The organism is Agromyces seonyuensis (assembly GCF_009789225.1).
Lineage (GTDB): Bacteria > Actinomycetota > Actinomycetes > Actinomycetales > Microbacteriaceae > Agromyces > Agromyces seonyuensis.
This window is the reverse complement of sequence record NZ_WSTA01000108.1, coordinates 1-10,862: the sequence shown is the minus strand read 5'-3', so window position 1 is coordinate 10,862 and position 10,862 is coordinate 1. Positions and strand designations below refer to the sequence as shown.

The window sequence follows — 10,862 nt, the reverse complement described above, 5'->3', positions numbered from 1 at the left end:
CGCCGTGCTGCCCGAGCCCGCGGCGGCGCGAACGCGCGCACGCGGCCGGCGAGAGGCGCCCCGCACGGGCGCCGTGCCGAAGCTCGGCCCGGGCGGCGAACCCGTCGTCCCGGTCACGAGCGCCGGGCTCGCCGGGAAGCCGGTGCGGCGATGAGGGTCGAACTGCGCGGCGTCTCCAAGGGGCGTCGCGGCCACGCCCTGCCGAGCACCACGATCTCGTTCGAGTCGGGCCGCGCGAGCCTCGCGCGCGCCGAGACCGAGCTGCGCCCGAGCATCCTCGGCCTCATCGCGAGCGGGCGGATGACGCCCGATTCCGGCGAGGTGCTCCTCGACGGCCGCGCCGACCGGAAGGGGCTGCGCCGTCGCGTCGCACTCGTCGACGCCCCCTCGGTCAACGACCCGGCCCACGGCGTGACCGTCGCCGGCGTCGCCGCCGAGGAGCTCATGTTCGCCGGCATCCCCTCGAACCCGATCTCGGTGTCGCGCTGGCTCGACCAGCTCGGCTTCGCGCACCTCGCGCGCCGCGCGATCGACACCGTCGCCCCGCGCGAACGCATCCGGCTGCTCACCGAGCTCGCCATCCTCCGCGACGACGTCGAAGCCCTCGTCGTCGTCGCCCCCGACCGCCACGGCGGCGACCCGCTCGAGTGGTGGGCGCTGGCGCAGGACCTCGCCGCGCGCGGCTTCGCCGTGCTCGTCGTCGCGGGCGACGCCTCGTCCGCCGCGCTCGGCGCCGCCGACCTCATCGCCCGCCTGCACGGCACCGACGTCGACCCCGACTCGGCCGCCGCCGAACTCCTCGAAGGAGGCCTCGCGTGAAGATCCCGCAGATGATCGCCGCCGAGCTCCGACGCCTCACCGCCTCGCGCATGGCGAGGATCGCGCTGCTCGCCCTCATGATCGTGCCGCTGCTCTACGGCGGCCTCTACCTCTGGGCCAACCAGGACCCGTACGCCCGGCTCGACCAGGTGCCCGTCGCGCTCGTCGTCGCCGATGCAGGCGCGACCGAGGCCGACGGCTCGACCCGCAACATCGGCCAGGAGGTCGCCGACGAGCTCCTCGACGACGGCACGTTCGACTGGCACGTGGTGTCGGCCTCGGGCGCGGCCGACGGCGTCGACGACCAGGCCTTCGACTTCTCGATCACCATCCCGGCCGACTTCACTGCCGCGCTCGAGTCCGCCGCGACCGACGAACCGCGGCAGGCACAGCTCGTGCTCTCGACGAACGACGCGAACTCGTACCTGGCCTCGACGATCGGCAAGCAGGCGATCGAGCAGGTGCGCGCGAAGGTCGCCGCGCAGGTCGGCGAAGAGGCGGCTCGCACGCTCCTGACCTCGGTGCAGACGATCCGCTCGGGCCTCGTGGATGCCACCGACGGCGCGACGCAGCTCGCCGACGGCCTCGGCGAGGCCGTCTCGGGCCAGTCGGAGCTCGCCGGCGGGTCCGCGCAGGTCGCCGACGGCGCGACGCAGCTCGCGAACGGCACGGCGACCCTCGCCGACGGCACCTCCCAGCTCGCGACCGGAGCGCACACCCTCGCCGACGGCGCCGCGCAGGTCGCCGACGGCAACGCCCAGCTCGCGGCCGTCGCCGACCAGGCCGGCGCCGTCGTCGACGACGCGGCCGCGCTGCTCCCCCAGGCGCGCACGGACCTGTCGGCGCGGCTCGCGCAGGAAGGCGTGGACCAGGCGACGATCGACGAGGTCCTCGCCGCGCTCGACCCCGTCGCCGACCGCCTCGCCGAGGGCAACGCCCAGGTGCAGGACGCGGTCGCCCAGGTCGACGCACTCTCGGCCGGGGCCACCCAGGTCGCCGACGGCGCGAGCACCCTCGCCGCGAACCTCGACACGGCCGCCGCCGGCGCGCGGACCGCGGCGGACGGCGCGAGCGCCCTGCAGGACGGGACCGCGCAGCTCCACTCCGGCGTCGTCGCGCTCGGCGACGGCCTCGTGCAGCTCGACGACGGCGGGAACGAGCTCGCGAGCGGTCTCGGCGACGCCGTCGAGGAGATCCCCGAGTCGAGCGCGGAGACGATCGACGCCCAGGCGGGCGTCATCTCCGACCCCGTCGACCTCGAGACGAGCGCCGTCACCGAGGCCGATTCCTACGGCGCCGGCCTCGCCCCGTTCTTCGCGAGCCTCGCGGCCTGGATCGGCATCTACGCGCTCTTCCTCATCGTCAAGCCGGTCTCCAAGCGCGCGGTCACGGCCCTGCGCTCCCCGGTGAAGATCACCCTCGCCGGCTGGCTGACCCCGGGCATCCTGGGCGGCATCCAGATGGCCGCGCTCTTCGGCATCCTCGCCGTCGCCCTCGGATTCAGCGTCGCGCACCCGCTCGGCACCTTCGGCATCATGGTGCTCGCCTCGATGACGTTCGCGGCGATCATCCTCGCGCTCAACGTCTGGCTCGGCAGCGTCGGGCAGTTCCTCGGGCTCGTGCTCATGGTGCTGCAGCTCGTCACCGCGGGCGGCACGTTCCCCTGGCAGACCCTGCCCGCCCCGCTCGCGGCGCTGCACCACGTCATGCCGATGAGCTTCGTCGTCGACGCGATGCGGCAGTTCATGTACGGCGGCGACCTCGCCCGCGCCGGTCACGACGCGATCGTGCTCGCGGGCTTCCTCATCGGCGCCCTGGCGATCGCGGCGATCGGCGTGACGCGGATGACGCACACCCGCACCCTCCGCGACCTCCAGCCGAGCCTCATCGGCTGACGGGCGCGATCGGATGCCCCGTGCCGCGACCGCGGCGCGGGGCATCCGTCGTCAGATCCACTTCTTGCGCTTGAAGATCAGATAGAGCACGAGCCCGCTGAGGAACATCGCCACGAGCGCGCCGGGATAGCCGAGGTGCCAGTCGAGCTCCGGCATGTACCGGAAGTTCATGCCGTAGATCGTGCCGACGAGCGAGGGCGCGAAGAACACCGCGGCCCAGCCGGAGATCTTCTTGGTCTGCTCGGTCTGGGCGAGCGCGACGTCGTTCTGGCGCTGCGCGACGAGCGTGCCGTGCACGTCGAGCGCGTTGCCGAGCAGTTCGCGGAACCCGTCGGCCTTCTCGACGACGTGCAGGATGTGGTCCTTGACGTCGCGGAAGGAGCGGCGCAGTTCGAGGTCGACGTCGAACTCGTCGGCGAGCTTGGTCAGCCCGTCGAAGACGGCGAGCAGCGGCTTCGTCGCCCGCTGGAATCCCATGACCTCCACCGCGAGGTCGTAGATGCGCTTCGTGACGGCCGGGTCGCCCGAGAAGAGCTGGTCCTCGATCTCGTCGATGTCGTTCTCGAGGCCGGCGATGACCGGCTCGTACCCGTCGACGACGACGTCGAGCGCGCCGTAGACGATGGCTGCCGCCCCGCGCGAGAGCAGCGTCGCGTCGGCCTCGAGCCGGTGCCGCACCGCGAGCGGGTCCGCCGTGTAGCCGCGGCGGATCGAGACGGCGAACATCGTGCCGACGAAGAAGTGCAACTCGCCGAACTCGACCTTCTCCGTCGCGTCGATGTAGAAGGCCGGCCGCAGCACGAGGAAGAGCTGGTCGCCGTAGCGGTCGAGCTTCGGACGCTGATGGCCGATCCGCGCGTCCTCGACGGCGAGCGGATGCAGTCCGAACTCGGCCGCGACCTCGTCGAGTTCGGTGTCCGTCGGGTCGGCGAGGCCGATCCAGGCGAACCCGGACTCCCGTTGGCAGAGCTCGAACGTCTCGTCGAGGCTCGTCGGTTCGATCAGCCGTTTGCCGTCGCGGTAGATCGCGTTGTCGATGACGCTCACCCGCCGCAGTCTGCACCGCCGGACATCCTGGCCGAGGTCGGCTCGCGGGGTTCACGTCGCCCGGGCCTCAACCTAGTCTCGAACGGGGCGGCGCACCGCCGCCGCACGAAGGAGTGGGATTCCAATGAGCGGCTTCGACGACCTCGCCAAGAAGGCGGGCGACCTCATCAACGACAACAAGGACAAGATCCAGGATGCGCTGAAGAGCGAGCAGGCCGAGGGCATCTCGGACCAGGTGCTGGGCGCGGTCGGGGACGCGGTCAAGAAGATCACGCCCGATGAGCACGACGGCAAGATCGACGACGTGCGAGCGAACATCGACAAGTCCGTCGGCAACGAGTAGTCCGTGCCGATCGGACGGTCGCCCGCTCAGCACAGCGGGCGACCGTCCGCATCCGGCGGCCCGAGCGCTCGGGCCGCACATCGCGGAGCCGGCGGGTCGGTGCGCACCCGACGGAGCGCACCGACCCGCCGGGCCTCAGTCGACGCGCACGGTCACCGCACGCGAGGACGTCTCGCCGGCCGCGTTCACGAACACCGCGACGAGGGTGTGCGAGCCGACCGGCACGCCCGTCATCCGGAGCGTGGCGGCCTGGGCGGCGGGGGACGCCGCGACGAGCGGGCCGGAACCGACGACCTCGCCGTCGAACTCGAACCGGTACGACGTCGCGTTCGTGCCCCACCAGAGGTTCGCCGTCGCGGTGAACGAGCCGTCGCGATCCCAGTTGTCATGGGAGACGACGGGCGTCCCGGGTGCCGCGTCCGAGACCGTGACGGTCGTCGTCGTGGTGGACGTCGCACCGCGCGAGTTCACGAGCTCGGCCCTGTACACGTACGTGCCGTTCGGCTTGCCGCTGAAGCGCACCGAGGCCTGCTGCGACGTGCCGCTCGGGACGAGCGCCTTCGTCGTGACGAGGACGCCGTTCTCGTAGAGCCGGAGTTCCCGCCCCGGGGTGCCCCACCACAGGTCGGCGACCACGTCGTACGTGCCGTCGTGCAGGCCGTGGGCGCGCCCGCTCGTGTTGGAGAGCGTCGCCTTGCCCGGTGCCGCGGAGTCGGCCGGGACCCACTTCGCGTACGCCGTGGCGTCCGCCGCGAGCGGCGCGGCGAAGTCGAACGGCGTCGAACGGTCCGCGTCGGCGTACCAGCCGCCGAAGACCTCCCAGCCGGTCGCATCGACGGGCGTCGCGGGCGCGACGGGCGCCGAACCGTAGGCCACCGCCTGCGGCTCGATCGCCGAGCCGCGGCCGCCGAGATCGAACGCGAGCGAGACGGGGGCCGGGGCGCCGAGGCCCCCCGAGGCGAATGCGGCGGGGAGTCCGCCGACGACGGGCAGCACGATGCGGCTCGTCGCGGCATCCACCGTCACCGTCGCCGGAGCCCCCGCGACGAACCCGCTGAGGTTCGTCGAGACGACCACCCCGATGCGGTGGCCGGCCTCGAAGACCTCGTCGTAGGGCTCGAGGGCCCAGTCGAAGCCGTACTGCTGACCCGCGACCACGGGGCTCGCCGCCTCCGCGAGGACCGACTCGCGGTTCGAGGAGTCGAGCACGCCGCGGCTGACGCGCCAGAGGTCGGCCGTCGTCGTGCGCCGCTCGACCTCGAGGTAGCAGGCGTCGTCGGCGGCGCTCTGCCCGCCCCAGCAGGTGCGCTCCGCGGTGTTCACGACGCCGTCGCCGGGCGAGCGCGGGGTGCGCGTCGTCGGACCGTAGTCGACGAGGATCGCCGAGAGGTTGGACTGGGTGCCGGAGATCGAGGCATCCAGCTCGATGCGGGGCGTGCCCGAGATGCGGAGGTCGGCCGTCAGCGGCTCCGAGAGGAACACGGTGCGCTGGGCCCGGATGCCCGTCGGGTCGGCGATCAGGTTCGTCTCGGAGTGCGCGCTCGACGCACCGGTCGTGACGGTACGGGCGGCCGCACCCTCCACCGGCTCGAACCGGAGCTGCCCGGCCGTCGCCGCGTCGGCGCCGGTGAGGGCGAGCGAGACGTCCTCGGAGCCCGGGACGGGCCAGGACTCGACGTCCTCGTAGACGCCCGGCTCGGTCTCGATCGTCGCCTGCGGCTCGGACATGATGCCGTTGTCGATGCCGTAGAGCCACTGATCGAACCAGCGGTGCAGGGTGTCGACCCAGACCTCGCGGCGGAAGTCGAAGGGATCGATGTGGCCGACCTTCGCGAGCCAGATCTTGCGCGGCACGTCGCGGGCGACGAGGTCGTCCCAGTAGGAGCCGACCTGGCTCATGCGGACGTTGTCGTCGTTGAAGCCGTGCACGAGGAACACCGAGGCCGTGATCTGCGACTGCGGGCCGGTGTAGTCGCGCTCGGCCCAGAACGCGTTGACGTCGCCGTGCTCGTCGCCGTCCATCGCGTTCATGTCGGTGCGCGTCGGCGCGCAGATCGCCCGCCGATCGGGGTTCGTGACGTTGTTCGAGAGCCCCGACGCGTAGTCGGTGTTGTGGCGGATGCCGCCGGTGCGCGAGTACCGGTACCACTCGGAGATCGCCGAGATCGGCACGATCGTCTCGAGCCCCTCGACGCCCGTCGCCGCCACGCCGTTCGCGAGGGTGCCGTCGTAGGACTTGCCGATCATCGCCGACTTGCCGTTGTGCCAGTCGGCGAGCGCGGGCGCGCCGTCGGCCGTGCGGCCCGCCGCACGTCCGTTCAGCCAGTCGACGACGACCTTCATGCTCGCGATGTCGCCCGCGCCGCCGTGCAGCGGGCAGCCGGTCGAGTTCCCGGTGCCGTCCATCTCGGCCAGGATCACGGCGTAGCCGCGCTCGACGAAGTAGTTGTCGTAGAACAGCGGCCACTCGTCGTTGATGCCGTCGCCGTCGACGTCGACGATGAGCTGCGACTCGTTGCCCCGGCCGACCGTCGTGTAGTACGGGCTCGGGTCGATGATCGCGGGGACCGTCCGGGACGGGTCCTCGACGCGGGGCCGGATGATCTCCACGGCCGTGACGTCGTCGACGCCGTCGCGGTCCTGATCGACGCCGGGGACGGGGATGTAGACCCGCTCGCGGATCGCGTCGGCGTACTCGAAGGCGGGCGCGGTGACACCGCCCTCGAGTTCGATCTCCGGGGCGGCCTGGGCTGGAGCCGCCCCGAAGCCGAGGAGGCCCGCGGCGAGCGCGACGGCGAGGCCGGATGCTGCGAGGCGACGGACGGCGGGTCGTTGCCGGCTTCGTGGGCCGGCGATGCTGGGTTGTGTCATGCACTGATTCAGTCAGCGCGCTCACAGCATTGTGAAGGGGCGCACATTGCTTGTTTACCGAGATGTAACAGCCGTCGCAGTGCCGCCCGGCCGGTCGGCGGGGCGCCTCAGCGGGGCAGGTCGGCGTTGGCGAGCACCCAGGAATGCATCGCGACGGCCGCGGCGGCGCTCGCGTTGATCGATCGCGTCGAGCCGAACTGGGTGATCTCCACGACGGCGTCGGCCGCGCCGACCGCCTCGCCGCTGAGCCCCGGACCCTCCTGCCCGAAGAGCAGCACGCACCGCGCCGGCCACTCGAACGCCTCGATCGGCACCGAGCCGTCGATGTTGTCGACGGCGATGATCGGCAGCGACTCGGCTGCGGCCCACTCGGCGAACGCGGCGACGTCCTCGTGGTGGAGCACGTGCTGGTAGCGGTCGGTGACCATTGCGCCGCGCTTGTTCCAGCGCCGCCGGCCGATGATGTGCACGGTGTCGGCGGCGAACGCGTTCGCGCTGCGCACGATCGAACCGATGTTCATGTCGTGCTGCCAGTTCTCGATGGCGACGTGGAACGGGTGCCGCCGCTCGTCGAGATCGGCGACGATCGCCTCCATGCGCCAGTACCGGTAGCGGTCGATCACGTTGCGGCGGTCGCCGTGCTCGAGCAGTTCCGGGTCGTAGCGGGGGTCGTCGGGCCAGGCGTCGGCGCCCTCCGGCCACGGGCCGACTCCGCCGACGAGGGCGGCCGGTTCCTCGGGCTCGGTGTGCTGCGCGTCATCCACCCGGTCAACGCTAGCCGCGCCGGCAGGCGGCGGACGCCGCGCGTGCCGCGCCTCAGTCGGCCTCGGCGAGGGTCGCCCAGCGCATCGCCGCCTCGGTGCGGGTCGCCACGCCGAGCTTGCGGAGGATCGCCGAGACGTGGACGCTCGCCGTCTTGCCGCTGATGAAGAGCCGTTCGCCGATCTGCCGGTTGCTGAGCCCTTCGGCGACGAGGCCGAGCACCTGGCGTTCACGGGTCGTCAGCTCGAGCGAGTCGGACGCGCCCGCCCGCGGGGCCGGCGCTCCGTCGAGCGGCAGTCCCGCCGACTCGGCGAACTCCGCGATGCGCCGCAGTTGCAGGCCGGCACCCACGTGCACGGCCGACCCATGGGCATCCTGGAGCGCGAGCCGGGCGGCCGCCCGATCGCCGGACGCGAGCAGCGCCCCGGCGAGCCGCAGCCGCGCGTACGGCCGCACGACGACCGGTGCGCGCTCGTCGTCGGCGCCCGCGACCGCCGCACGCCAGCGCTCGACGTCCTCGCCGCCGAGTTCGGCCTCGGCGAGCGGCCCCCACACGACGAACGTCGGCCAGCCGGCGGAGCCCGCGAGGAGGTCCCGCAGGGTGCGCTCGACCTGTTCGAGCTCGTCGGCCGAGACGCCGATGGCTCCCGGATCCCGGTGGGCGGCGACGACCGCGCGCGTCGCGACGTGCACGTACGGCAGCGCGTGCCCGGGCACCGGCCGGGTCGGCGAGTCGAGCAGGCCCGCCAGCTCCCGCCAGGCCCGGGGCAGATCGCCCGACTCGAGCGCGAGTTCGGTCATGAGCCGGCCGATGCCGAGCCGGGACTGCTCCTCGAACGCCATGATCGCGCGCATCGCCGAGCGCGACTCGCGGAGCGCCTCGCGCGCCTCGTCGAGCTCGCCCTGCCAGACCATCGTCTGGATGCGGGCGCGCTGGAGGTAGATGCGGTGGGTCGGCGCCGCACCGGATCGCATGGTGCGGTGCCAGAGCCGATCGGCACGCTCCCACTCGCCCAGGGCGAAGAGCGGGTCGATCGCGTTCGAGGCGAGGATGGCGCCGGAACTGCGCTCGACGCCGCGTTCGCGGGCGCGGGCGAGTCCCTCCTCCGCGAGGCGCACCGCCTCCCGGTAGTCGCCGGAGAGGTAGTGCAGGTCGCTGACGTTCACCCAGTAGCGCAGCATCGCGGAGCCGTCGCCGTCGGCGAGGCGGCGCACCCGCTCGAACCCGTCGACCCCGCCGGGCAGCCCCGAGTGGCCGCGCACGACCGCGGCGATGTTCGCCGCGACCGAGGCGTTGCGGGCCGAGCCGATGCGCATCGCGGCCTCCTCGGCCTCGTCGGCGACCCGCATCGCCTCCTCGCGTTCGATGCCGCCGAGCATGAGCCGACCGGCGAGGCTGATCGCCACCTTGACCCGCAGGTCGGAGTCGGGGTCCGGCAGGAGCTCGAGCGCGCTGCGGAGGAGCTCGACGGCGCCGGGACGCCCGAGTGCGGAGAGCAGATCGGCCTCGTCGCGCAGCAGCCGCGGCCGTTGCGGATCGTCGGGCAGGCACTCGGCGAGCGCGGCCCGAACGAGCGCGAGCGCCCGTTCGTCCTGCACCGACTCGCGCAGGTAGTTCGCGGTGCGTCCCATGAGCTCGAGCTTGCCCATGCCGGCCGTCGCAGCCGGGTCGGGCACGGCGTCCCAGAGGTCGAGGGCGCGCTCGCCGAGCTGGGCCGCGCTCGGGTAGGCGAAGGACGCGCGCGCTTCGCGCATCGCCTGCACGGTGGCGGGGAACGCCCGGGCCGCGTCGTGGGCGCCGAGCCAGTGATGCGAGATCTCGGCCGCGACGCGGCGGTCGTCGGGGAAGCGCTCGTAGGCCTCGGCGTAACGGGTGTGGAAGCGGGCGCGCTCCCCCGGCAGGAGGTCCGCGGCGATGGCCTCGCGCACGAGGGCGTGCCGGAAGGCGTAGTCCTCGCCGTCGACGACGAGGACGCCGGCGCGCACGGCCTCGCGCGCCTCGACGTCGAGCGCGTCCGGCGAGCCCGCGTGCACATCGGCGAGCAGGCCGTGCGAGATGCGCACCCCGCCGACCGCGACGAGGCGCAGCAGCTCCTGAGCCGACTCCGACAGCCGTTCGTAGCGGGCGAGCAGCAGGTCGCGGAGGGTCTCGGGCAGCTCCTCGTCGTCGACGCAGCCGTCGACGAGCTCCTCGATGAAGAACGGCACGCCCTCGCTGCGCTCGTACACGCGGTCGAACTGCGCGCCGCCCGTGGGACGGTCGAGGAGGCGCTCGGCGAGCTCGTGCACCTCGTCGCGGTCGAGTCTCGCGAGCTCGCGCCGGCCGACATCGCGGTCGCGCTCGACCTCGCCGAGGAAGGAGCGGACGGGGTGGCCGCGCCCGACGTCCTCGGTGCGGTAGCTGAGCACGAGCAGCACGCGGCCGTCGACGAGGACGCGCATGAGGAAGCGCAGCAGCGCGAGGCTCGCGACGTCGATCCAGTGCAGGTCCTCGACCACGACGACGGTGGTGCGCCGGCGGGCGGATGCCTCGAGCAGCACGGCGACCGCCTCGTGCAGCTGGGCCGCGACGGCGGGGCTCGCGCCGCCCCCACCCGGGCCGGCGTCCGGTCGCAGTTCCGGCAGCAGGGCGATCAGGGCGTCGCGCCCGGGGCCGACGGCGTCGAGCGCGACGTCCGGGCCGAGGTCGGCGACGAGCGTGCGCAGCACGGCCTTGATCGGCGCGTACGGCGAGGCCACCGACCCGAGGTCGACGCACTGGCCGGCGAGGAATCGCACGTCCCGGCCGAGGCGGTCGCGGAACTCGCGCAGCAGCCGGGTCTTGCCGATGCCCGCCTCGCCGCCGAGCACGGCGGTGCGCGGCGTTCCCGCACGCGCCGCCTCGAGCAGCCCCTCGAGCCACTCCAGGTCGGCGCCCCGCCCCACCATCGCCGAGCCGGTCGTGAACGTTCGCACGGATTCATCGTGCCACCGAGCCACGACATCCCGGCCCAGCCCCGACGCGACGGCCTCGACCCGCTCGGCCCGCCCGTCCGGGCCCGTTGCCGACGGCGCCGCCGACCGGCCCGCGGGCTCCGCCGGGGAGGTCGGAAGAGCGTGCGCCTGAACTCCAGTCGCTTAGGCAT

General features: G+C 73.2%; 7 protein-coding genes. 3 read left to right on the top strand and 4 right to left on the bottom strand.

Going from position 1 to position 10,862, the window contains the following annotated elements; all coding sequences use genetic code 11:
- Window positions 1-150 precede the first annotated feature (150 nt).
- A complete protein-coding gene (locus tag GB864_RS16670; protein ID WP_202107327.1) occupies window positions 151-819 on the top strand; it encodes a hypothetical protein in 669 nt (222 codons plus the stop codon).
- Complete coding sequence (locus GB864_RS16665; protein ID WP_160426818.1) at window positions 816-2,714, top strand: YhgE/Pip family protein; 1,899 nt, start codon at window positions 816-818, stop codon at window positions 2,712-2,714. Before GB864_RS16670 ends, GB864_RS16665 begins: the two co-directional genes overlap by 4 nt.
- A 51-nt stretch (window positions 2,715-2,765) precedes the next feature.
- Here the strand turns inward: GB864_RS16665 and GB864_RS16660 are convergent, their stop codons facing one another.
- Window positions 2,766-3,761: a CorA family divalent cation transporter gene (locus GB864_RS16660; protein ID WP_160426817.1), complete on the bottom strand. Its 996-nt coding sequence runs from the start codon at window positions 3,759-3,761 to the stop codon at window positions 2,766-2,768.
- A gap of 124 nt (window positions 3,762-3,885) precedes the next feature.
- Between GB864_RS16660 and GB864_RS16655 the strand changes: the two genes are divergently transcribed.
- Window positions 3,886-4,104, top strand: a complete 219-nt coding sequence (locus GB864_RS16655; protein ID WP_160426816.1) for an Rv0909 family putative TA system antitoxin — start codon at window positions 3,886-3,888, stop codon at window positions 4,102-4,104.
- A 135-nt stretch (window positions 4,105-4,239) separates the two neighbouring features.
- On the opposite strand, the gene GB864_RS16650 is transcribed toward GB864_RS16655, so the two are convergent.
- The 3 genes from GB864_RS16650 to GB864_RS18835 all read right to left on the bottom strand — a co-directional run bounded on the left by GB864_RS16650 (window position 4,240) and on the right by GB864_RS18835 (window position 10,692).
- The gene (locus tag GB864_RS16650; protein ID WP_202107326.1) at window positions 4,240-6,975 is read right to left on the bottom strand and encodes a CocE/NonD family hydrolase; all 2,736 of its coding nucleotides are present in this window, start codon (window positions 6,973-6,975) and stop codon (window positions 4,240-4,242) included.
- Window positions 6,976-7,082: 107 nt separating this feature from the next.
- Complete coding sequence (locus GB864_RS16645; protein WP_160426815.1) at window positions 7,083-7,739, bottom strand: TrmH family RNA methyltransferase; 657 nt, start codon at window positions 7,737-7,739, stop codon at window positions 7,083-7,085.
- Window positions 7,740-7,791: 52 nt separating this feature from the next.
- Window positions 7,792-10,692 carry an AAA family ATPase gene (locus tag GB864_RS18835; RefSeq protein WP_160426814.1) on the bottom strand — a complete coding sequence of 967 codons (2,901 nt, stop codon included), beginning with the start codon at window positions 10,690-10,692 and terminating at the stop codon, window positions 7,792-7,794.
- Window positions 10,693-10,862: the final 170 nt, after the last annotated feature.